17 protein-coding genes, 1 tRNA gene and 1 riboswitch are annotated in these 24,051 nt (G+C 63.4%); of the genes, 7 read left to right on the plus strand and 11 right to left on the minus strand.

All coding sequences use genetic code 11. The features are described from left to right. Position 1: 1 nt before the first annotated feature. A complete protein-coding gene (locus ACSSVG_RS05745; protein ID WP_231341807.1) occupies positions 2–751 on the minus strand; it encodes a DUF5058 family protein in 750 nt (249 codons plus the stop codon). A 270-nt stretch (positions 752–1,021) separates the two neighbouring features. Here ACSSVG_RS05745 and ACSSVG_RS05750 point away from each other — a divergent pair, with 270 nt between their 5' ends. Then, on the plus strand, positions 1,022–2,470 hold the full coding sequence (locus ACSSVG_RS05750; RefSeq protein WP_492417815.1) for an amidase: 1,449 nt from the start codon (positions 1,022–1,024) through the stop codon (positions 2,468–2,470). On the opposite strand, the gene ACSSVG_RS05755 is transcribed toward ACSSVG_RS05750, so the two are convergent. From ACSSVG_RS05755 to ACSSVG_RS05790, 8 genes are all read right to left on the minus strand, one after another. Continuing rightward, positions 2,451–3,407, minus strand: a complete 957-nt coding sequence (locus tag ACSSVG_RS05755; protein WP_492417817.1) for an Lrp/AsnC family transcriptional regulator — start codon at positions 3,405–3,407, stop codon at positions 2,451–2,453. The genes ACSSVG_RS05750 and ACSSVG_RS05755 overlap by 20 nt on opposite strands. Positions 3,408–3,556: 149 nt before the next feature. Then, positions 3,557–4,396 carry an aldo/keto reductase gene (locus tag ACSSVG_RS05760; protein ID WP_492417819.1) on the minus strand — a complete coding sequence of 280 codons (840 nt, stop codon included), beginning with the start codon at positions 4,394–4,396 and terminating at the stop codon, positions 3,557–3,559. 137 nt (positions 4,397–4,533) lie between these two features. Continuing rightward, positions 4,534–4,974 (minus strand): hypothetical protein, encoded by a 441-nt coding sequence (locus tag ACSSVG_RS05765; RefSeq protein WP_253466555.1) that lies wholly within the window; start codon positions 4,972–4,974, stop codon positions 4,534–4,536. 8 nt (positions 4,975–4,982) lie between these two features. Then, a complete protein-coding gene (locus tag ACSSVG_RS05770; protein ID WP_492417821.1) occupies positions 4,983–5,696 on the minus strand; it encodes a bacterial proteasome activator family protein in 714 nt (237 codons plus the stop codon). Positions 5,697–5,775: 79 nt separating this feature from the next. Then, positions 5,776–5,967, minus strand: coding sequence for a YbdD/YjiX family protein (locus ACSSVG_RS05775; RefSeq protein ID WP_231341818.1), 192 nt, complete (start codon positions 5,965–5,967; stop codon positions 5,776–5,778). Continuing rightward, complete coding sequence (locus ACSSVG_RS05780; protein WP_492417823.1) at positions 5,967–8,282, minus strand: carbon starvation CstA family protein; 2,316 nt, start codon at positions 8,280–8,282, stop codon at positions 5,967–5,969. The genes ACSSVG_RS05775 and ACSSVG_RS05780 overlap by 1 nt, the downstream gene beginning before the upstream one ends. Positions 8,283–8,423: 141 nt before the next feature. After that, positions 8,424–8,966 carry a PadR family transcriptional regulator gene (locus tag ACSSVG_RS05785; RefSeq protein ID WP_492417824.1) on the minus strand — a complete coding sequence of 181 codons (543 nt, stop codon included), beginning with the start codon at positions 8,964–8,966 and terminating at the stop codon, positions 8,424–8,426. Positions 8,967–8,996: 30 nt separating this feature from the next. Beyond that, positions 8,997–9,980 (minus strand): NAD(P)H-quinone oxidoreductase, encoded by a 984-nt coding sequence (locus ACSSVG_RS05790; RefSeq protein ID WP_253466546.1) that lies wholly within the window; start codon positions 9,978–9,980, stop codon positions 8,997–8,999. Between the two features lie 103 nt (positions 9,981–10,083). Between ACSSVG_RS05790 and ACSSVG_RS05795 the strand changes: the two genes are divergently transcribed. The 4 genes from ACSSVG_RS05795 to ACSSVG_RS05810 all read left to right on the plus strand — a co-directional run bounded on the left by ACSSVG_RS05795 (position 10,084) and on the right by ACSSVG_RS05810 (position 16,540). Then, positions 10,084–10,174 (plus strand) — tRNA-Ser (locus ACSSVG_RS05795). Positions 10,175–10,376: 202 nt separating this feature from the next. Next, entirely contained in the window at positions 10,377–11,162 is a 786-nt protein-coding gene (locus tag ACSSVG_RS05800; RefSeq protein WP_492417825.1) for a VOC family protein, read from the plus strand. A 171-nt stretch (positions 11,163–11,333) separates the two neighbouring features. Next, entirely contained in the window at positions 11,334–11,825 is a 492-nt protein-coding gene (locus ACSSVG_RS05805) for a septum formation family protein (RefSeq protein ID WP_492417827.1), read from the plus strand. A 182-nt stretch (positions 11,826–12,007) separates the two neighbouring features. Further along, entirely contained in the window at positions 12,008–16,540 is a 4,533-nt protein-coding gene (locus ACSSVG_RS05810) for an ExeM/NucH family extracellular endonuclease (protein ID WP_492417829.1), read from the plus strand. 98 nt (positions 16,541–16,638) lie between these two features. Here the strand turns inward: ACSSVG_RS05810 and cycA are convergent, their stop codons facing one another. Beyond that, positions 16,639–18,099 (minus strand): D-serine/D-alanine/glycine transporter, encoded by a 1,461-nt coding sequence (gene cycA / locus ACSSVG_RS05815; RefSeq protein ID WP_492417831.1) that lies wholly within the window; start codon positions 18,097–18,099, stop codon positions 16,639–16,641. A gap of 150 nt (positions 18,100–18,249) precedes the next feature. Continuing rightward, positions 18,250–18,348, minus strand: a riboswitch (glycine riboswitch). A 185-nt stretch (positions 18,349–18,533) separates the two neighbouring features. Between cycA and ACSSVG_RS05820 the strand changes: the two genes are divergently transcribed. Beyond that, positions 18,534–19,769: an integrase catalytic domain-containing protein gene (locus tag ACSSVG_RS05820; protein ID WP_492415919.1), complete on the plus strand. Its 1,236-nt coding sequence runs from the start codon at positions 18,534–18,536 to the stop codon at positions 19,767–19,769. 24 nt (positions 19,770–19,793) lie between these two features. Here the strand turns inward: ACSSVG_RS05820 and ACSSVG_RS05825 are convergent, their stop codons facing one another. Then, positions 19,794–21,731 (minus strand): FAD/NAD(P)-binding protein, encoded by a 1,938-nt coding sequence (locus tag ACSSVG_RS05825; RefSeq protein ID WP_492417833.1) that lies wholly within the window; start codon positions 21,729–21,731, stop codon positions 19,794–19,796. A 60-nt stretch (positions 21,732–21,791) separates the two neighbouring features. On the opposite strand from ACSSVG_RS05825, the gene ACSSVG_RS05830 reads away from it, so the two are divergent. Further along, complete coding sequence (locus tag ACSSVG_RS05830; RefSeq protein ID WP_492417834.1) at positions 21,792–24,038, plus strand: prolyl oligopeptidase family serine peptidase; 2,247 nt, start codon at positions 21,792–21,794, stop codon at positions 24,036–24,038. The last annotated feature ends 13 nt before the right edge of the window (positions 24,039–24,051 follow it).

Consider the following 24,051-nt stretch of genomic DNA (forward strand, 5'->3'; position numbering starts at 1 on the left):
ATCAGGCGCCGACAGCGAGGTAGGCTGCGCCGAGCCCGATGACGATGGAAATGCCGAGCCCCCACTCACGCAGCCAGCTCTTGCCGAGCTTCTTGGCCAGCAGCAGGCAGGTGCCCATGACCGCGGCGGAGACAACAAAGGACAGCACATGGATCCCCGACTTGGGCAGTTCCGTGAGCCCCAGGCAGGAGAAGGCTCCGATCAGGGCGGCTGCCGGGACGATGGCCATGGCGGCCGGGTTCACGGATCGGATCTTGGCGTCGCCCTTTCGCAGGACCGGGGTCAGGATCAGGGTGGCGAGCATCCACATCGCTCCGCCGATGCTCATGGCGAAGAAGGCGACTGCGAAGACACTTTGCGTATAGCTGGCATCGCCGAGCTTGGCGCCCATGGAACCTGCCGCGATGCCGGCGGCGGATACGTCGTAAGCCGCAGAACCGATCAGCCCGATCCTGGACAGCACAGCCGGCGCGCCGAAGAGGCCGAGCAGGGCAATTGCGACGAGCGAGACTGCCAGGGAGGGGCCGATGGCCGATACAGCGCCGGAGCGGAACGAGGTTTTGATATCCTGCGTGCTCATGTCCACGGATGGGGCGGCGGTCCGGGCAGCTTTCATGAAGATGACGGACTGAAGGATGATCACGCCGAACACGCCTGCCACGCAGATCCACAGGATGGGATTGTTGGCGATGGCCATGATGTCGGTGGACTCGTTGGGGGCGAGCGGTTGAAGAGCCAGGGGTTGGTGCATGGGAACCTCCGGTGTCGGCCCCTCGGCAAGTCCACATCCGAACCACGCTGTTCGCATCCGGTGCTCTGGGGAAAATCCTACCCAGCGACCAGATCGGCCAGTGGGTTACCAACACCTTCTGCTATGAGCCGGATCACACACAATAGCTGACGGAATCAGCCTTCGATGTGGCCGAATCGGTCAAAGCTTGCCTTTCGCCGTTTCGGGACTTCCCCCACCCCGTGTGACCCGGCACACTTTCAGGCAGTAGCAATCCAGCAAAGGAGCACCATGCCTGACACCATTGGCGAGCTGTCCGCCGTCGAACTTTCCGCAGCCATCCGCGAGAGGAAGGTCTCGGCGCGCGAAGCCTTGGCAGAACATCTGGAGCGCATTTCCGAGGTAAACCCAGCGATCAACGCCGTGGTGACGCTCGACGCCGAAGGCGCCCACGCCTTGGCACACCGCGCCGACCAGCTGACGGCCTCGGGGGCCGCCCTGGCGCCCCTCCATGGCGTACCCATGACGCATAAGGACACCAACAACACCGCCGGGATGCGCACCACCCAGGGCTCACTCGCCTTGCGTGACTATGTTCCCGACGCCGACGACCTCATCATTGCGCGCTTGAAAGCGGCCGGCGTTGTCACTACAGGTAAGTCCAATGTTCCCGAGTTTGGCGCGGGCTCCCATACGTTCAACGACCTGTTCGGCACCACGACCAACCCTTACGCGCCAACGCTGAGTGCCGGCGGCAGCAGCGGTGGCGTGGCCGCCGTCGTCGCATCCCGTGTCCAGAGCATCGGCGACGGCAGCGACATGGGCGGTTCGCTCCGCATCCCGGCTTCCTTCTGCAATGTGGTCGGTTTCAGGCCGTCGACGGCGGTCATCCCCATGCCGTCCGACGTCAACGCCTACGCGTGGCTGGGAAGGACGGGGCCCATGGCCCGGAGCGTGGAGGACATTGCCCTGTTCATGTCCGTGACGGCGGGCAAGGATCCCCGCGTTCCGCACCCTGCGGGCCTTGATCCGAAGGTCTTCCGGGCCGGACTCGAGACCGACATGCGCGGTGTTCGGATTGGCTGGTCGCGGGACTTTGGCATCGGCGTTCCGGTGGACCCTGAGATCGTGGAGCACCTCGAACGGCAACTGGCCGTCTTCGAGGACCTCGGTGCGATTGTTGAGGAAGCCACCCCGGACTTCAGCGAAGCAGACCTGGTATTCGGCAACACGCGTGCCATGGACTTCGCCGCGGGCCTGGGGCCGATTCTGGAGCGCGCCGGGGACGTGATCAAGCCCGAAGTGCACTGGAACGTGGAGAAGGGATTCGCCCTCACTGCGCAGGACTTGATCGAGACAGCCGCCGCCCGCACCCGCCTTGAACGCAGCGTGCAGGAGTTCTTCGGGCGCTACGACCTCTTCGCCAGCCCATGCGCCCAGGTCCTGCCCTTCGACGCCACGCTGCGGTACCCCTCCGATATTGCCGGCGTGGCCTCCGAAACATACTTGGACTGGATGCGGTCAGCCTGCCTCCTGTCCGCCACGGGCCTGCCGGTGCTCAGCGTTCCGGCCGGCTTCAGTTCCACGGGGCTCCCCATCGGTCTGCAGCTGGCTGGCAACCACTACACGGATATGCAGCTACTCCGCTACGGCCGCGCCTTCGAGCAGCAGACCGGGTACGCCGCCGTCGCTCCTGCTGTCCTGGCAGAACAGCCGCCGCTTACGACGATGAGCGCATGACCCTGCCGCCACGCTTTCGCGCGTCCAACAAAATGGAAACATTCACAGTGACAGCGTTCTGCGCCCACTCTGAGTCCGTGATGAAGCGGTAGAGGGCCGACATGTCCTCCACTGTCACATCGGCCATGATCTGGTAGTCCCCGGCGATCGCCGCGGCATAACGGACAGTGGGAAGCTCAGCCAGGCTTTTTCCAACGTGTTCAACGTGCTGCGGCGAGGCCCGGATCCAGAGCAAGGCCTCGACTCCCAAGCCAAAGGATGCCGGCTCAACGATTGCCCGCAAATGGATCTGATTGTTGGCCAGCAGCCACTCACTGCGGCGCCGTGCTGTTGCCTCCGAAACACCCACGCGGCGTCCCAACGCTTCAAAACTCATCCGGCCGTCGGCACAGAGGGCGTCGACAAGCTCGTTGTCCTGGCGGCTCAGATCCTGCCGGGGCACCAGGATGCCTGTGTCCTGGGTGAGGCTGGAGCGGAGCGCCTCGGACTTATCGGCCGTGAGAATCTCCGGGCGCCACTCCCGGATGGTACGGAAGTACCGCAGGACCGGGTAGCTCGTGGCATCACGCAAGCCTATGGTGGACGGTAGTTCATCCGACAAAACATCGGCCAGACGGGACGGCTCGGTGAGTATTTCCGCCACGCAGTCGCCCGTTCCGGTGGTGGTGTAGACAAACGTGGTGTCAGTCCGTTGCGAGAGCGCTTGGGCCGCGGCACGAACCGTGCCCGGCATGCACCGCATTTCCACCAGCACCACGGCCGGCCTGGGGCGGATCCCCACCACAGCTACAGCACCGGAGTCCAAAAGCTGTGATCCGCGACGGGCTACAGTTCGCTCCGCCTCGCCGAGGACTGCTGCCATCTTCCGCCAAGGGCACCGCGGATCAAGTTGGAGGGCGGCAACGATCTGCCGCTCCAATGCGTCAAACACCACCATGCAAGCTCCGTCCTCGTCCACTGGGGTTGTTCAATTTCACCACGGACGTCGTCGCGCATGCGTTCCCCTGGCGGGTGCCGCCGTCGACCATTAACGCCGGATGCCCCGCACCCAAGGTGGGTACGGGGCATTCGGGTCAAGCTTCAGGCTTAGGCGAAGTCGGAGACTGCCGGGTCCGGGCCGATGCGGCCTTCGGCACCGCGGTCCAGGCCGTTGATGGCCTCGATGTCGGTGGCGTCGAGCGTGACGTTGAGAGCCGCGAAGTTCTCCTGGATGCGGGACTCGGTGACGGACTTGGGAATGACCACATTGCCGATGGTCAGGTGCCAGGCGATGACGACCTGGGCCGGAGTCGCATCGTGCTTCGCAGCAATCTCAGCTACGGTGGCGCTTTCGAGCAGCTCACCACCCTGTCCCAGCGGCGACCAGGCCTGGGTCAGGATGCCCTTGGAGGCGTTGAATTCGCGCAGCTCGGCCTGGTTGAAGAACGGGTGCAGTTCAACCTGGTTGATGGCCGGAACAACGCCGGTTTCATCGATGATGCGCTGCAGGCCTTCCTTGGTGAAGTTGGAGACACCGATGGACTTGACCCGACCGCGCTTCTTGAGCTCGATGAGTGCTTTCCAGGTGTCAACATACTTTTCCTGCTTGGGCTGCTGCCAGTGAATCAGGTAGAGGTCCAAGGTCTCCAGGCCCAGGTGGTCCAAGGACTTCTCGAAAGCCTCGAGCGTGGACTCGTAGCCCTGATCCGCATTCCACAGCTTGGTGGTGATGAAGATTTCTTTGGCGGAAAGGCCGGAAGAGGCAATGGCACGGCCGACGCCTGCCTCGTTGCCGTAGATCTTGGCGGTATCGATGTGGCGGAACCCGGCTTCGAAGGCCTGGCGCACCACCTTTTCGGCTACATCGTCTTCAACTTGCCACACCCCGTAGCCGAGCTGGGGGATGGTGTTGCCGTCGTTGAAAGTAAGTGTTGGTGACGAAGTCATGTCTGCCATACTGCCAGCACAAACCCGTGAAAAGCCCTGAATGTTACGGAGATCAGCTATGCGCTTAACTTCTTGTGAAGGAGGAATAAAGGCGTGCGCGTGTAGTTGCGCACGCTTGGCTTATTGCCACTCTCCCGTCAGCTGTTGAGCTGGCGCTCCGCATCAGCAACCTGTTCGAACACAGACTCCGCGCGTCGCCGGACGGACAGCGCACCTACCGGGACGGGGCCAACAGCCAACCGCAGCATCGCCGCGGCTTCGGCGGTAGTAGCAAGTGAATTTCCGGCCTTGGACAAGGCGCGGTGAACCCCCGCAAGCGCCCCGGGGACATCCAGGCCGTCGCTCGGGGAACGTTTTTGGGCCTCCACGCAGATAGTCCTGACGAGCGGGGACAACCCGGCCAGTTCGTTGGCTATCTCCACGAGTTCGTTGTACAACTCGTCATCGTCAACGCCCTCAAGAACCTGGTGGTACCGGTCCAGGCCCCGGTGGAAACGGTCGTGGGCGCGTCGCCACAACCCCTTGCCGAGCTCCAGATCGTCTTTCCGTCCTTGGCGGACGGCCCCAAAGAAACCCACGTGCGAGCTCAGAGGTACTGACCCGGACCGTGGTCGGGGTCTTCCGTGCGGCCTTGCGGAGCAGCGCCGTGGGCACCTGGCGCAGAAGCACGCTGTGGTTGGCCGTTCTCGCCAATGACAATGCCAGGGGCGATGACCGTTCCCGGCGGCAGCTGACGGAGTTGCATCTGCGCGGCAGCGTGTTCCTTGGCTGCCTGCTGGGCGGCGATCGCAGCCTGGATACCGTGGAAGAGACCCTCCAGCCATCCCACCAGCTGCGCCTGGGCAATACGAAGCTCCGCGTCGGAAGGTGCCTTGTCCTCCGGAAGCGGCAAGCTTATCCGCTCCAACTCTTCAATGAGTTCCGGAGCCAGTCCGTCCTCAAGTTCCTTGATGGAGCGCTCATGAATTTCCGCGAGCCGGCCGCGGGCGGCGTCGTCCAAAGGAGCAGCCTTAACTTCCTCCAGGAGCTGACGGATCATGGTGCCGATCCGCATCACCTTTGCAGGCTCGTCAACGAGCTCATGAAGGCTGGTTGCCTTGGGCTTGACGTCCTTCCCGGACTCTTCCTGCCCGGATGGCTGTCCATCGGCTGCCGCCAGGTCCCGGTCCAACGTGGCGCCGTCCAGCGCGGTGCCGTCCAGCCCGCTGCCGTCCAGCCCGCTGCCGTCCAGCGTGGTGCCCTCCACGGGAGTGTCGTCCGAAGCCTCATCCGTGGGCTGAATGTTGTTCAGATCGCTCATTCGTTCATACTCTCATGTGGTTCAAGCGAAGCCGGGCCCTGGAGCAGTATTTGGACTTCGTTCGTAGCGAAACTCCGCGTCAGCAACACCGGCCCTGGGGATTGCTGTCCTGCCGGTCCATCCGGTCCCGCCAGAACTCGCGTTCAGTCATGGCGGGACCAGCATGGCCCGTGGTGGTGAAGTGCTCCAGGTACTTGCTGTAGGCGTCGGCACCCATGAGCGAGCCCATGAAAGTGGCGAAGCCACGAAGCCCTTTGGCCACGGCATTCATCAGTGATGCCCGGCCTTCTGCGTCCGCTTCTCCGCCGGGAGTGCGTCCCATTCCGCGAGCAGGACCTTCTCCGCCGTCGTGGGGATCAGCCCGGCAGGGGCGAACACTTTGGAAGGAACAGCCGGGTCCTCATGATCCTGTCCGCCGCGGGCGCGGATGGCTTTGATGGTTGCCAGCAGTGCGGCGACGATCACGATGATGCTCAGCGTCACGAAGATGACGGAGAGTACGCCCTGGATCGCGGTGTTGCGGACCACCGCTTCCATGGCCGCCACGGTCTTGGCCGTGCCGAACTCCGTCTTGCCATCGGCCAAGGCCTTGGCGAACGCCTGGTTGTTGGCAAAGTAGCCCACCGCAGGAACGGGCGAGAAGATCTTGTGGAAACTGGCCGTGATGGTCACGACGGCGACGAAAGCCAGCGGGATTGCCACGATCCACAGCCACTTGAACACTCCGCGCTTGGCGCAGATGGCGAGGCATACGGCCAAAGCAATGGCTGCCAGAAGCTGGTTGGCTATTCCGAACAGCGGGAAGAGCGTGTTGATGCCACCCAGGGGGTCGGTCACGCCCATCAGGAGCACCGCACCCCAGGCGCCCACCATGATGGCAGTGCACAGCCAGGCGCCGGGACGCCATGAGGCTTCCTTGAACCTGGGAACAAAGTTGCCGATGGAATCCTGCAGCATGAACCGGGCAACACGGGTGCCGGCGTCCACTGCGGTGAGGATGAAAAGGGCCTCGAACATGATGGCGAAGTGGTACCAGAAAGCCATCATTCCGGGTCCACCGATGAACTGCTGCATGATGTGCGCCAGGCCGACCGCCAGTGTAGGAGCACCGCCGGAGCGGGAGATGATGCTCTCCTCGCCCACGTCCTTTGCCGTCTGGGCCAGCACGTCCGGGGTGATGTTGACGTTGGCCAGGCCGAGGCTGTTCACCCATTGCGCCGCGGATTCGACGGTGCCCCCGGTGAGGGCAAGGGGCGCGTTCATGGCGAAGTAGATGCCGCGGTCGATCGAGATGGCAGCTACCAGGGCCATGATGGCCACAAATGATTCCATGAGCATGCCGCCGTAGCCGATGAAGCGGGTCTGCCGCTCCTTCTCGATCAGCTTGGGTGTGGTCCCCGATGAAATGAGCGCGTGGAATCCGGACAGGGCACCACAGGCAATGGTCACGAACAGGAAGGGGAACAGTGCCCCTGAGAAGACCGGGCCGTTCTCCTTGCCGGCGAACTCGCTGAATGCTGGGACGGTGATTTCCGGACGCACCACGATGATGGCGAGCGCCAGCATCACGATCACGCCGATCTTCATAAACGTGGACAGGTAATCCCGTGGCGCGAGGAGCAGCCACACCGGCAGGATGGCGGCGATGAACCCGTAGACGATGAGCCCCCAGGCAATAGTGACCTTGTCCAGGTGGAAGAAGGCCGCACCCCACTCGGTTCCGGCCACGGCGCCGCCGCCAATGATGGCAGCCATGAGCAGCACGAAGCCGATGATGGATACTTCCATCACCTTGCCCGGCCTGATGAAGCGAAGGTAGACGCCCATGAACAACGCGATAGGGATGGTCATCCCCACGGAGAAGACACCCCACGGGCTCTCGCCGAGGGCGTTGACCACCACGAGGGCGAGAATGGCCACGATGATGATCATGATGAGCAGGGTGGCCACGAGGGCCGCCGTCCCACCAATGACGCCAAGTTCTTCACGTGCCATCTGGCCAAGGGAACGGCCACCGCGGCGCATGGAGAAGAACATGACCAGGTAGTCCTGGACGGCGCCGGCAAGGACGACGCCGATAATGATCCAGATTGTGCCTGGCAGGTAACCCATCTGGGCTGCGATGACCGGTCCCACCAGTGGACCGGCGCCGGCAATGGCGGCGAAGTGGTGGCCGAACAACACGTTGCGGTCGGTGCGGACGTAGTCCTTGCCGTCCGCCTTGTACTCGGCAGGAGTGGCACGGCGATCGTCCGGTTTGAGCAGGTAGCGCTCAATGACTTTGGAATAGAAGCGATAGCCGATCAGGTAGGTGCATACTGCAGCGAAAACGAACCAGATGGCGTTGACGGTCTCGCCGCGCACCAGCGCGAGCATGTACCACGCCACCGCTCCAAGCAGCGAGATCGCCGCCCAGAGCCCGATCTTTGCCGGGGTCCACTTCCGCTCTTCAGCCTCCCGGGCGGAGTCATCCACGGCCGGTGAGGGCAGCGTAGGATCAAGCCTTTCCTCGAGATCGCTGAGGTCAAGTTCGTGTTGGCCAAGTTCTTCTTGGCCAAGTTCTTCCTGGTCAGGGGCTCTGCCCATGTCTCCTCCTTGAGAACTGCTGCCGTTGGGGCGCTGAACATTCAGGGAGGACGCTAACAAGGCGGTCAAGCAATCGTGGCGCAGCCCACGCCCAACACTAAGTCCGTGCGATGAGCGGTGGTTCTGGTGCGGTGGGCGCGGCTATCCCGCGCCGACGTTGCCTTGCGCCTGCACCATGCGTGCTTCGCAGAGATCCAACCAACGTACTTCGGCTTCGGCCTGGAAGATCAGCGAGTCAAGCACCAGCAGTCCCGCCGTGTCCATCGAACGCTGGTTGGCGGACACCGCCTTTCGCGCTTGAGTATGCTCCTGCAAAGCCCTGACGGAGACCTCCCGCTGGGATTGGATCACCGCTGAGGTATCCACGCCCGGAAGCGTCACGGCGAGCGCCAGCTTGATGGCAATTTCGTTCCGTGGCGGGGTGCCACGGTCCACGGCACCACCAAACCAAGCCCCGACGGCCTCAGCTCCCGCATCGGTGATGCTGTAGACGACGTGGCCGCCGCCGTCGTCGCCGTCTTTACTGACCAGGCCATCGCGCTCAAGCCGGTCCAGCGTGGTGTAAACCTGTCCGATGTTCAGCGGCCAGGCTGCGCCGGTCCGGTCCTCGAATTCGACGCGCAGCTCATAGCCGTACCGGGGCTGGTCCTGGAGCAGGGCCAGCAGGCTGTGCCGGATGGACATATGGTTCCTCGCTGCAGTTGGTTGGTCGAATCAGAGGAGCAGCAGGACCTTGCCCACGTGCTCGCCGGAGTCAAAGTATTCATGCGCTTCCCTCACCTGGTCCAGCGGGAAGGACTTGGCGACAAGTGGCCTGATCCGGCCGTCCGTGAGCATGGGCCACACGGATTCACGAACGGCGGACATAATGATGCCCTTTTCGGCAAGCGGCCGCGGACGGAGTGCCGTGCCAATCACGGCAGCACGCTTGCTGAGGAGTTGCCCCAGGTTGATTTCGGCTTTCGTTCCGCCTTGCAGGCCTATGATGATCAGCCGGCCGTAGTCGGCAAGGGCGTCGACGTTCTGTTGCAGGTATTTGGCACCCACGACGTCGAGGATCACGTCCGCGCCCTTGCCGCCGTTTTGGGCTTTGAGGCTTTCGACGAAGTCTTCTTCTGTGTAGTTGATCGCGATGTCGGCGCCCAGGAAGGCCTTGGCGGTGCCCACTTTTTCGTCAGATCCGGCCGTCGTGGCGACGGTTGCGCCGTGCGCCTTGGCCAACTGGATGGCCATGGTGCCAATACCCCCCGTAGCCCCGTGAATGAGCACCGTTTCACCAGGTTGCAGCTGGGCGGTCATGATGAGGTTCGAGTAAACGGTGGCGGCTACCTCGGGCAGGGACGCCGCCGTGATCAGGTCCACGCCTTCGGGAACCCTGAGCACTTGTTCGGCCGGAACCGCGACCTGCTGGGCGTATCCGCCGCCCGAGAGCAGGGCCACTACTTTGTCCCCCACGGAGAACGCCTTGGTGACGCCGGGACCAAAGGCTGCGATGCGCCCGGAAATCTCCAGCCCGGGAATTTCCGAGGCTCCCGGTGGCGGCGGGTAGAAGCCGCGCCGCTGCTGGACATCCGCACGGTTCAGGCCGGCAGCCACGACGTCGATCAGGACTTCGCCTTCGCCCGGTACCGGGGAGGGGACCTCCCGGATTTCGAGGACTTCGGGCCCGCCTGGCTCTGAGATGTAGACGGCTTTCATGACGAACTCCCGGTTTCTTGCTGGTCCTCCAAGGCCCCGGGGCAGGGTTTGCAGGACGTGATGTTTTGGAACAGCCAACTCCCTATGAAACACTACTAGGCGAGGAAGGTTGTCCGAGCGGCCTAAGGAGCTGGTCTTGAAAACCAGTGTGCGGTAACCCCGTACCAAGGGTTCAAATCCCTTACCTTCCGCCAATGAGATGCCCCGGGTTCCAGGACCCGGGGCATTTTTGTTTGTTTAACTGCTGTTCGGCACGGCCACCCGAGCCCAGAACTGAGAACTGACACCCGGAAGATCATTGAAACTGTCAGACCCCCCGCATAGTGTTCTGTCTGTCTCCACACCACTGACATATGCCGTAGCTTTCGCCGCGGAATAACAACAGGAGCCTGACCCATGCCTAAGCCTGACATCACTCCCGGCGCACCCTGCTGGATTGATCTGATGACGTCCGATACGGAAAAGGCCAAGGCCTTCTACACTGCCCTTTTTGGCTGGACCTACGAGACCGGCGACCAGGAAAAGTACGGCGGCTACATCACGGCGTCGAAGGAAGGCCGGATGGTTGCAGGCATCATGGCGAAGCAGGCGGACATGGGTGCCATGCCGGATGTCTGGTCCACCTACCTGCGCACCGATGACATCAAGGCAACCACCGAGGCAGCGGCCGCCAACGGAGGCCAGGTGTACTTGGAACCCATGGAAGTCCCGGAGCAAGGCAGCATGGCCATGTACGGCGACTCCTCAGGCGCTTCCATTGGAGCCTGGCAGTTCGGTGGCATGAACGGCTACGAGGTGGCGGCCGAGGCGGGGGCTCCCGCGTGGCATGAGCTCCTCTCCAAGGATTACGAGTCCGCTGTCACCTTCTACCAGAAGGTCTTCGGCTGGGACACGGAAGTCATGAGCGACACTCCGGAATTCCGCTACACGACTCTTGGCTCCGGCGACGACGCCAAGGCAGGCATCATGGACGCCTCCGGCTTCCTGCCCGAGCAGGTCCCGTCCATGTGGAGCGTGTACTTCGCCGTGGAGGACACGGACGCGACCGTGGAGCAAGCCGCGGCCCTCGGTGCCACCGTCATGCAGCCGGCGGAGGACACTCCGTTCGGGCGGCTGGCTACGTTGTCGGACCCGACAGGCGCCGTCTTCAAGGTGATCCAGGATTTGGGACAGACAGCCTAGACTTTGACACTTCGGGTCACGTCCGGCGGCCTCCCACCCAGGGGCAGCCGGATTGATCCACTCATTGCCGGCATTGGGGGATCGGCCGGCATGGGTCCTTTTCTGGTCCCTCATTGTTGACCACAGGTCCGTTCTTCCGACGCACCGTGGTCCTTCTGGAATGAGGACAGAATGCTCCACCGTTCGAAAACCGTTCGGACTGCCGCCGCGCTGGCTATGGCATCACTGGCACTGGCCGGCTGTTCGTTGATCAGCAGCGGCGACGCCAAACGCGATGAATCCGGCAAGCCGACGGAGTCGTCCAAGGCCGACGCCTTCAAAGTGAAGATGGGCGACTGCATCGCCAACCCGGACAGCCAGGAAGTTGTGGATGTCACCATCATTCCGTGCGATCAGAGCCACGATTTGGAGGCCTTTGCACTGACAAACATCGACGCTTCAACGTTCCCCGGCGATACCGAGGTTGGCACCCAGGCTGAGGAATACTGTGGCGCACAGTTTGCGACGTTCGTTGGCTTGCCGTTCGAGGAATCCGCGCTGGAGGTCACCTTCCTCCATCCCACCAGCGACTCCTGGAAGAACGGCGACCGCGAGATCGTCTGCCTCATCGGTGGCTCCGCAGGATCCGCCACCACCGGGTCCTTGAAGGGCGCTGCCAAGTAGCACGCCAGTGGCCGGAGAACCCTCCGGCCACCATGGGTCCACCTCCCATTCATTCCGTCGTGTTCTGCTATGCCCGAGCAACAGGTTTACCCCGGAGTAACTTCCGGAACAGCGCCCGTTCCACAAGAGAGCGGGCGTCGTCCAAAGGGCCCCACAGGGCCCCCTAATGAAAGTTAGAGCGGATGCACCAACAACATTGGAAATTAGCAGCGGGAACGGTCCTGTCACTGGGGTTGCTTGCCGCCCCACTGACGGCCGCGCCGGCCATGGCAGCGGATGAACCGTCCGCCCCCGCAGGCACATCGCCCGTGGTGATCAACGAGGCCTACCTCAGTGGCGGCAGCAGCGGTGCGGCCTTCAAGAACAAGTTCGTGGAACTCTACAATTCCTCGGATGAGCCGGTCAGCCTGGCCGGGTGGTCGTTGCAGTACCGGTCCGGCACAGCCACTGCAGCACCCACGGGGATCACTCCCCTCACGGGCAGCATCCCGGCAAAGGGCTATTTCCTGGTTCAGGGCGCCACCAACAGCGGAACGTCCACGGCGCCGGCACTTCCCACGGCCGATGTGCAGGCTACAGGCACTCTGAACCCCAGCGGAACCACTGGCACGCTGATCCTGGCCAAGCAGTCCACCGCGGTGTCACCCTTGCCGTCAGGTTCAGTGACGGGGAACGCGGCCATTGCCGACCTTCTGGGCTACGGCGCCTCCAACACCTTTGAGACCGCCGTTGCCACCGCCCCAACCGGCAACTCGGACGTCAAGAGCCTCAACCGCACCAACGGCGTGGACACTGACTCCAACGCCGCAGACTTCAGCCTCAGCACCACCATCACCCCTACGCCGTCCAATGGCGGAACTCCTCCCACCGACCCTGGGCCGCAACCCGGCGTCAAGGCCATCGCGGAGATCCAAGGGACCGGCGCGGCCAGCCCGTTCGTCGGCAGTACCGTGACCACGCGAGGCAAGGTCACAGCCGCTTACGCAACCGGCGGCTTCAACGGCTACTACGTCCAGACTCCCGGAAGTGGCGGCGAAACCGCGGCGGCGGCCAGGACGGCGTCGGACGCTTTGTTCGTCTATTCACCCACGACGGCAGGAACGGTCCAGCCGGGCGACTATGTGGAACTCACTGGTGTTGTCAGCGAGTTCGCCAACCAGACCCAGCTCACCGTTGAAGCTGCGGGGTTCAAGAAACTCACGGAGGCCGCACCCGAGGTCAAATCCACACCGTTCGCCTTGCCGGCCAACGAGGCTGCCCGGGAAAGCCTCGAGGGCATGCTCGTTGCACCGCAGGGCGACTTCACTGTCACGGACAACTACTCCCTGAACCAGTACGGCGAGATTGGCCTGGCGGCCGGCACATCGCCCCTGGTACAGCCGACGGCGGTAGCCACCTACGGTTCGCCGGAGTACGCCGCGGTGGTTGCTGACAACGCGCTGCGCGGCATCAAGCTCGACGACGGCGCGTCCACCAACTTCCTCAAGGACGCCACCACCAAGGCCCAGCAGTTACCGTACCTGACTGCGTCCGACCCCGTACGTGTGGGCTCGCCCGCGAAGTTCCGGACCGACGTCATTTTGGGTTATGGCAACAACTCCTGGAAATTCCAGCCCCTCGCCGCCCTGAGCCCGGCCAACGCTGAGACGGTCCAGCCGGCAGGCTTCACCGCCACACGGCCCGAGGGCCCCGCTGACGTAGGCGGCAGCCTCAAGCTCGCTTCCTTCAATGTGCTCAACTACTTCCCCACCACCGGTGACCAGCTTGCCGGCTGCGTCTTCTACACCGACCGCGATGGCAACCCCATCACGGTCAAGGAAGGCTGCAACGCCCGCGGCGCTGCCAACGCGGAGAACTTCGAGCGCCAGCAGGGCAAGATCGTCACGGCCATCAGCAAGTCCGGCTCCGATGTCGTGTCCCTCGAAGAGATCGAGAACTCGGCGCAGTTCGGCAAGAACCGTGACGACGCGTTGTCCAAGCTCGTGGACGCCCTCAACGTCAAGACGCCTGGCGTGTGGGACTACGTGCGCACACCCGCAAATGCTCCCCCGCTGAGCGATGAAGACATGATCAGAACTGCGTTCATCTACAAGAAGGCCGTGGCCGAGCCCGTTGGCGAGTCCATCATCCACAACGACACCGTGGCCTTCGCGAGTGCCCGCAAGCCGCTGGCGCAGGTTTTCAAGCCGGTTGGCGGAGACGATGACAAGAAGTTCATCGCGATAGTGAACCACTTCAAGTCCAAGGGCTCCGCGGCCACACCGGACGACACGGACAAGGGCCAGGGCGCCTCGAATATCGCCCGCACCAAGCAGGCCGAATCGCTGCTTGCCTTCTCCAAGGACCTCCAAGCCTCAAAGGGTACTGACAAGGTCTTCCTGATCGGTGACTTCAACGCCTACTCCAAGGAAGACCCCATCAACGTCCTCACGGGCGCCGGCTACACCGATCTGGAAGTGGGTACGGGCAAGCACTCATACCTCTTCGGCGGCATGGTGGGTTCCCTGGACCACATCCTTGCTTCCCCGTCCGCCGCTGAGGCCGTCACGGGAACCGACATCTGGAACATCAACTCCGTGGAGTCCGTAGCGCTGGAGTACAGCAGGTATAACAACAATGTGACCAACTACTATGCCGGGGACGAGTTCCGGGCCAGCGACCACGACCCCGTCGTGGTGGGCCTGAACCTGACCACCGAGGCACCGGAAACCGTTGACCTGCAGTTCCTGGGCATCAACGACTTCCACGGCCGGATCGACTCCAACACGGTGCTCTTCGCGGGCACCGTGGAGAAGCTTCGTGCGGCAGCCGCCCCCGGTGCGACGGCCTTCATCTCCGTCGGTGACAACATCGGAGCTTCGCTCTTCGCTTCATCCGTAGCGAAGGACCAGCCCACCATCGACGTCCTGAACACCCTTGAACTCCAGGCTTCCGCTGTGGGCAACCACGAATTCGACGGCGGCTGGCAGGACCTGCGCGACCGTGTCATTGCGGGAGGCACCAACGCCAAGTTCGCCTACCTTGGTGCGAACGTCTACCAAAAGGGCACCACCACTCCGGTCTTGCCGGAGTACAAGGTCCTGGATATGAACGGCGTGCGCGTAGCCGTTATCGGCACGGTCACGCAGGAAGTTCCTTCCTTGGTAACCCCTGCCGGAATCACGGATCTCGAGTTCGGTGATCCGGTGGAAGCCATCAACCGGGTAGCGGCCAGGATCAAGGCTGAAAGCCTGGCTGACCTGATCATCGTGGAAAACCACGACGGCGCTGCTTCCGGAACGCCCGAGGGCGCCACCCTGGAGCAGGAAGTTGCTGCCGGTGGACCATTCGCCAAGCTCGTCAACGAAACCACTCCTGATGTCGCGGCGATCTTCACCGGGCACACGCACAAGGAATACGCCTGGGATGCCCCGGTCCTGGACGCCAATGGCCAGCCGACCGGCACGACGCGCCCCATCGTTCAGACAGGCAACTACGGTGAGAACGTGGGTAGCGTGACGCTCACCGTGGACACTGCAAGCAAGTCGGTGACGTCGTACAAAGCCGCGGTCGTGGACCGGACCACGGAGACGGCCGAAAGCCTCGTTGCTGCCTACCCGCGGGTGGCGGCAGTGAAAACCATCGTGGACAAGGCCCTTGCGCAGGCTGCGGAGATCGGCAACCAGCCGGTAGGCGCAGTCACCGCTGATATCACCACGGCGTTCACCCCGGATCCGGCCGGCGGCGCCCCCAAGCGGGACGATCGCGCGAGTGAGTCCACCTTGGGCAACCTTGTGGCGGACTCGCTGGTGGACACGCTCAAGGCTCCTGAGCTGGGCGCGGCGGAGATCGGCGTCGTGAATCCCGGTGGCCTGCGTAACGAGCTGTACTACGCGCCGGACGGCACCATCACGTACGCCGAGGCCAACGCGGTCCTGCCGTTCGTGAACAACTTGTGGACCACGTCCTTGACGGGTGCTCAGTTCAAGACGCTCCTGGAGCAGCAGTGGCAGACCAACGCCGACGGCACCGTTCCCAGCCGCCCCTACCAGCAGCTGGGACTGTCCAAGAACGTGAACTACACCTACGACGCCACACGTCCCGCGGGTGACCGCATCACCGGCATCTGGGTGAACGGCGCTGTGATCGACCCCGCCAAGCAGTACAGGATCGGCACCTTCAGCTTCCTTGCTACCGGCGGTGACAACTTCCGGGTGTTCAAGGAAGGCAGCAACACGAAGGACACCGGTTTGGTGGATCGTGATGCGTGGATCAAGTACCTGCAGGCACACAAGCCCGTGTCTCCGGACTTCGCGCGCCGTTCTGTTGCCGTGGCCAACTCCACGCCGGCTGAGGTCAAGGCCGGAGAGTCCATCACGCTGGCCGTCTCCAAGCTCGACCTGACCTCCATCGGCAGCCCGGCAAACGCGTCGCTCAACGCCGTCTTCGTGGACAGCAAGGGCGCGGCGGTGACGCTTGGATCCGTCCCGGTCACAGCTGGTGCGGCCACAGTGAACCTCAAGGTTCCCGCGGCAGCAGCTGCAGGGACGGGCACACTGGTGCTGACCGCCGTCGAATCCGGGACGGTCGTGAAGGCCCTGGTGAAGGTGGCTGAGAGCGGACCCAACCCGCCGCAGTGCACTCCCCCGGTGAAGCCGTCCAAGTGGTACGACATCGTGGGCTGGCTACGGTACGCCTTTGCGTGGTTGGAGTACCAGAAGTGCTTGAGGGGCTGACAACCTCCCAGTGACACAACAGGGCAGGGCCCCTCACGATCTTCCTTCGTGAGGGGCCCTGCTTTTGCCTCGTCAGACAGTTTGCCTGCTCGGACCGTTTACTTGTTTGCCGGTTCCAGCTCCTGGACCCTGTCCGCGTCCCGCTGCAGTTCTGCCTGGAACGCCGCGTAGCGGGCCAGATGTGCGGGACGGCGGCGGAGGATCGCCCACGCGATGCCCAACATCAGGAACCACGCGGGAGTAGCGAGCAGGGCCGCGAGCGTGTCCGGCTGCGTGGTCAGCGTCCACAGCACGAAGGCAAAGAAGGCGAACACTACCCACACCATCACCACCCCGCCAGGCATCTTGAAGGCCGAGGAGTCATGCAGGTGTGGTCGGCGCTTCCGGAAGGCCAGGTAGCTGGCCAGGATGATGGACCATACGAAAACGAAGCAGACCGCGGACACTGTGGTCACCATGTCGAACGCCTTGCCAATGTCCGAGCCCGCGTACATGAGCACGACGCCGGACAGCAGCAGGACGCAGGACAGGAACAGGGCGTTGCGGGGTACTTTGCGTCCTGAGAGCGCGCCGAACACTTTGGGGGCGTCGCCTTCCTGCGCCAGCCCGAACACCATGCGGGACGTGGAGTAGATGCCCGAGTTGGCCGAGGACATGGCGGAGGTCAGCACCACGAGGTTGACGATGGTGGCCGCTGCGCCGAGGCCAGCGAGCGAGAACATGGCAATGAACGGACTGTGGCCGGCAGCGAACTGGGTCCACGGGGTGACTGACATGAGGATGATGAGGGCGCCCACGTAGAAGAGCAGGACGCGGATGGGAATGGAGTTGATGGCCTTGGGCAGGTTCTTCTCCGGGTCCTTGGCCTCAGCGGCGGTGGTTCCCACCAGTTCAATGCCCACGAAGGCGAAGACCGCGATCTGGAAGCCCGCAACGAAGCCCATGAACTCGTTGGGGAAGAAGCCGCCGTGGCTCCACAGGTTGGTGAAGCTGGCCGGTCCGGCGTCGGACTGGAAGCCGCTGAAAATCATGAACAAGCCAACAATGATGAGTGCTGCAATGGCCACGATCTTGATGAGGGCAAACCAGAACTCGGTCTCGCCGAAGGCTTTTACCGTGGCAAGGTTCAGGAGCAGGAGGATGCCGATCGTGATCAGGCCGGGCACCCACAGCGGAAGGGACGGCCAGAGTTCCTGGGAGTACCCGGCGATCGCGATCACGTCGGCGATGCCCGTAATGACCCAGCAGAACCAGTACGTCCAGCCGGTGAAGAACCCGGCCCAAGGGCCGAGCAGGTCAGCAGCGAAATCGCTGAAGGATTTGTAGTTCAGGTTGCTCAGCAGCAGTTCACCCATGGCGCGCATGACGAAGAACAACATGAAGCCGATGATCATGTACACGAAAATGACGGAAGGGCCTGCAGCGGAAATGGTCTTTCCGGAGCCCATGAAGAGGCCAGTGCCAATCGCTCCGCCAATGGCGATGAGCTGGATGTGGCGGTTGCTGAGCTGACGCTCAAGATGGGGTGAATCGTTACCGGTGGAAGGATGAATCGTCAAAGGAACTCCATCGTTCAGGCGGCACAGGGTGCCACGAGATTCGGGTTCCTCCCCGCTCTGTAGATGGACCTGAGAGTTTCCGCCTTCCTGCCCGGCAGGAAGGCTTGCACCTTCGGTGAGCCCGGTGGCCGGACTGCTTTCCAGAGTTGCCTCGCCGCGGCGGTACATGGGCCTGAGAGATTCCTGGGGAGGATTTGCTCCTACGGCGCCTGGGGTGATGTACCGGCAGGGCTCTCCCGCCGCGGATCAAAAGCGCGCACCACCACACTGGGTGATGCAGCTCACACAGTAACGAAGGCTGGGCTGCTCTGCAACCCCGCGACGAGACTCATGAATAGTGCTCGCGAAACGGGGTGCATGCCTCATTTGAGAAACGCTCGCGAAATCATGGGCCGCTGCGGGCACGGCGGTGACGATGAGGGATGGACCTGTCGATGGCAACGCGTAGGGAAATCACGAAGAAGTACGCAGCCGATTATGCGAAGTCGTCGAAGAATGCCAAGGGATTGGTTCTGGACGAGCTGGTCGCCGTCACGGGCTGGTCCAGGGCCAATGCCCGGCGGGCGCTTTCCACAGCGCGCAAGCGCAAGGGCCCTGCGAGGGTGGCGGTACGGAAGCCTCGGGGACGAACCTATGGCTATGACACGCTTAAAGTCCTGATCGGTGTGTGGCGGCTGGCGGGGATGCCCTCGGGCAAATATCTGGCCGCGACCATGGACCTATGGCTACCGAAGCTCGAAGCGTTTGGTGAACTCGACACCAAGAGACTGACACCGGCTGTCAGAGTGCAGTTGATGCAGGTCTCCGGGGCCACGATCGACCGGCTCCTCAAACCCACCAAGGACGCGGACAAACCCAAAGGGCTCTCCGCGACGAAGGCCGGGCCACTGCTGCGTAATTCGATCACGGTCCGTAAGGCCGGCGACGAGCACGAACAGCTCCCGGGTTTCATCGAGGCGGACCTGGTCGTCCATTGCGGCCCCACCCTGACTGGGGAATTCGCACGAACCCTGACCGCCACGGACGTGTTCACCGGCTGGACCGAGAACGTGGCCGTCCGAAACGGGGCGCACGTCTGGGTCCTTGCGGCCATGGATGAGGTCGTGGCACGACTACCGTTTCCCTTGGTGGGGCTTGATACCGACAACGGCGGGGAATTCATCAACTACGCCATGATCGAGTGGGCCGGGAAGAAGGACATCTACTTCACCCGTGCACGGCCGTATAAGTCCAACGACAATGCTCACGTCGAGCAGAAAAACGGTGACGTCGTGCGCCGGCACGCCTTCCACTACAGGTACGACACGGCGGCCGAACTGAAGCTCCTCAACGCCCTCTACGCCTTGGTCCGGATCCGCCTCAACCTCTTTACCGCGACCACCAAAGCCATCGGCTGGCGCTCAAACAAACACGGCAAAAAGACCCGGATCTATGACAAACCACGGACCCCATACCACCGCGTCATCGACTCCGGGATCCTCACCGAGGCCAAAGCGACCGAACTTGCCGAACTAATGGAGACCACCAACCCGGCCGAACTCACCCGCGGCATCACCAGAATCCAAACCCAGCTCATCGCCCTCGCCGCCGCGAAAACACAGGCTCTGGAAGCCTCAATCACGCGAGCAGAAATAACTGAGGCACGCACAACACTTTCGCGAGCATCTTGACATGAGTCATCACGCCCCGCGCCGCTATCGGGCCAGAATGCTACGGGCGATCTCATCGGCGTCGCGGAGGGTCCGCTGTCCGCTGGCGTAGGCCGGTCCGGTCCGCGGCCGGGCTTCCGCGGCAATGGCCGTGCCCCATTGCGTCGCAGAAAGTTGAAGGCCCAAAACAAACAGGTGTTTTGTGACGGATCCGTTCGCAGCCACCGGCCGGTAGGGATGCGGTTCCACGTCCAGGCCTGTGGTCTGCACGGGCGCGCCCTCACCGCCCATCATGATTTTGGTACGCACCAAGCCATCAGCCATCAGTTGCTCCAGCAGCGGGGAGACGTTCATGCCCACCCTGTTTGCCGGCGACATCGCCTCGATGAGCGTCGGCGCCTCACCCGGCGCATCGTGTACCCACGGCGAAACCGCCCGGAACACCCTTGCGCCCCTGTCCACGCTGAACTTCGGGTCCGGTCCGACAAAACTCACGACGCCGGCACGCGCCAAGGCGGCCAACTGCTCCGAGCGCAGCGCAGGCGCTCCGCTGGCCAGTCCTTCAACGAAGGACTCGAACCAGCCCCGCAACCCTGCGAGCCATGACTCGTCCGTAATGCCGCCGTCTGCCACCACCGACTTGAGGATTGCCCGGCCGGTGTGCAGGGCGCCGATGGCCATCTTGACCGGGTCCGCTTCGCCAAGGGCCGATCGCCGGGCATCATCATCCAGGTACGCGGTAATGGCCGCGTCCAGCTCACCCCGGGAGGCAAAGGTACGTCCTGCCAGCGGTGCAGCAAGTCCACGGAGGTTCAACCGGCGGGAGGAAACGACGTGCTTTTCGACGAGATCGCCCACGCTGCCCTCCCAATGCGTGGTGGTGTGCGCATGCGGCTGGAGTGCGTCCTCAAGATCAGCGAGGAACTGGGCAGGGTCCTTTATTGCCGTGGGCTGGGACCGGGCCAACGTCGAATAGTAGGCCCACAGCGCGTCGCGGTGAAGCAGTGGCCAGAGGTCGTGGTCAAAGCCCGGTTGGATTCCGGCCGCGCGGAACCGGTCCACGGCGTCTTCGGTCAGGTAACGCATGGTGATGCTGCGTGGATAGTAGCCGTCCAGGCCCGCTTTGGCCCGGTACGGCGTGCCCCTGCGGGAGGCGGCGATGATCTTCGGCTCCCGGCCCGATGCCCGGTACTCCAGCACACCGGCCCCAGGCACACCCGCATCAACGAACGTGCCTCCCCGGCCTTCCGTCAACTGCCCCATCACGTCGAAGAAGTTCAGCCCCATACCGCGGACCAGTACTGGCTCGTTGTCCGGCACGGCCCGCCAGTCCACGTCCGCTGGCGGCGCGGGCGGGAAGTACAACAGACCCTGTTCGTCTGCGGCCCTCTTGAAAGAGCGCTGCTCGGGATTCAGGCGGGACCCGATATGTCCCAGCGCGAGGACAACGGAGCCGACGGTGAGGGACGCACCGTTGGCCAGTTCGACGTCGAACCCGTCCTTCACAGGCCGGGCAGCCACGGCGAGTGTCTCGTGGAAGGTGACCTCAACGCCGTCGGGCAGCCGGTTCAGCAGCCCCTCCAGGGTTTGCCTCAAGTACCGTCCGTACAGCGCCCGGCTGGGGAAGTCGTGCGAGTCCAGGACAGCCAGCTCCGCCTTTTCGGCGGCGTTCAGGCCCGCACCATCACGACGCCGGGCCTCACGCCACTGGTCGAACGAACCACCCGTCAACGGCTGGGCAAGCCCGGGTTCCTCAGGGATGAGCGTCGGGTAGAAGGACTGGGTGTTCATCAGATACAGGCGCGACTGCTCCGGCTGCCACACATGGCCCGAACCGGCCGGGAAAGGATCCACGACATGGATGTGCAGGGCGGTCGATTCAGGTGTCTCCGCGGCCCAATTCGCAAGCAGCCTCTCAAGGACACTGGTACCCCGAGGGCCGGCCCCAATCAGGGCAACACGGTTGGTTTGCGATTCATCCACGCTCCAGCCTAACTTCTGCGTGACTTGCTTACCGTTGAACAGTGTTGCTTGGATGGGGCGATGACCACCACAGAAGCTGATCAGACGCCACTTCCCGAGAATGACACTGCGACGGCCGCCGGACCGCGCCACGCTGCGGACGTCGCGCCTGAGCCCACGGATGAAAACGTCTGGCTGGAAGACATCCACGGCGAAGAACAGCTGGCGTGGGTCCGCGAACAGAACGCCCGCACCGAGGAACTCCTGGAGGACTCCGAGTACGCCGCTGTTGAGGCCGGCATCCTGGAAGTCCTCGACTCAACGGACCGCATCGCCATGGTCTCCAAACGTGGCGACTATTACTACAACTTCTGGAAGGACCAGGAACACCCCAAAGGCCTCTGGCGCCGCACCACCTGGGAGAGCTACCTCAGCGAGGAGCCGGAGTGGGATGTCCTGCTGGACATAGATGCCCTGGCCGCCGCTGAGGGTGTCGAGTGGGTGTTCCACGGCGCCGGTTTCCTCCGTCCCGCAGATGGCAGCGAGTACCGGCTGGCTATGGTTTCGCTCTCCCCCGACGGCGGCGACGCTGATCGCCACCGCGAGTTCGACGTCGAATCCCGCACCTTCGTGGACGGCGGCTTTGACCTCCCCACAGCCAAAGGCAACGTCAGCTGGCTCGATGCGGATACCCTCCTGGTGTCCAGCACCGCCGAAGGGCTGCCCGCGACGACCTCCTCCTACGCACGGACCGGTGTGAGGCTGCGCCGCGGCCAATCGCTTGCCCAGGCCGAGCGCCTCTTTGAAATCCCCGAATACCACATGCTGGCAATGGTGGCCCACGACTCGACTCCGGGCTACGAGCGCACCTTCGCCGTGGACTACATCGACTTCTACAACCGCACCACGTCGTTGCTGAAGGACGACTCATGGGTGGCGATAGACGTTCCCACCGATGTGAATATCAGCGCCCACCGTGACTGGCTGCTGTTCCGTCCGCAGCAGGACTGGGATGTTGCCGGCGTTGTGTATCCGGCGGGGTCCTTGCTGGCTGCTGACTTCGATTCGTATCTTGGGGGGTCCCGTTCCCTGCTGGTCCTCTTCACCCCGGACGCCCAAACATCGTTGCAGTCCTGGAGCTGGACCAGGGAATACCTGCTGCTGAACCTCCTGCGCGATGTCTCCTCCGAGATCCGGGTGCTGGATCCATCCACTGTTGACGCCGGCGGCGTGTGGGGATCCACCCTCCTGGATGCGTGCCCGCCGCTTCACGACGTCAACGCCTATGCCGTGGACGACGAAGACCAGGGCCCTGCCGGCAATGACTTCTGGCTGGTGGCCACCGGCTTCACCACCCCCACTACCCTGACCCGCGGAACCCTGACACGCGGTGCGGATGGGCAGTCTGATGGCGGGCAGTCCGGCGGTGTGGTGAGCCAACACGCCGAGGTGAAGCGGTCGCCGTCGTTCTTCAACGAAGCCGACTACGAAGTCCAGCAGCACTTCGCGGTTTCTGAGGATGGAACCAAGGTTCCCTATTTCCAGGTCGCGTCCAAGGACCTAGTGCTCGACGGCCAGAACCCCACCCAACTCTCCGGCTATGGCGGATTCGAAATTTCCCGGACCCCGGCGTACAGCGGATCCATAGGGCGGGCCTGGCTCGAGCGGCGCACAGTGGGCGCCTCCGCCGAGGACGGCGCCGAAGCACACTCGCGTGGCGGCGTGTACGTTGTGGCCAACATCCGAGGCGGCGGCGAGTACGGACCCTCATGGCACCGCGCCGCCCTCCAGGAAAACCGGCACCGTGCCTATGAGGACTTCGCTGCCGTGGCCAGGGACCTGATCTCCCGCGGCGTCACCAGCCGCCCCCGCCTGGGCTGCGTGGGCGGCTCCAACGGCGGGCTCCTGGTGGGAAACATGCTGACCCAGTACCCCGAACTGTTCGGTGCCGTATCCTGCGGCGTGCCACTTCTGGACATGCGCCGGTACACCAAGCTGTCCGCGGGGTATTCGTGGATTGCCGAATACGGCGATCCCGATGTCCCCGGACAATGGGAGTTCATCCGCACGTTCTCGCCGTACCACCTGCTTCACGACGGTGTGGAATACCCCGAAACGTTCATTTGGACCGCCACGTCCGATGACCGGGTGGGACCCGTCCAGGCCCGGAAGATGGCCGCCCGCATGCAGGCGATGGGGATCCCGAACGTCTGGTTCCACGAGGCACTTGAGGGCGGACATGCCGGAGCCTCGGACAACCGGCAAGCGGCGGCTTTGCAGGCACGGAGCAACCATTTCCTGTGGCGTTCGCTGGCTGGAAGCAACTAACCTCTCCGCCGGG

The sequence above is a fragment of the Paenarthrobacter sp. E2MeOHC11 genome, from assembly GCF_058744955.1.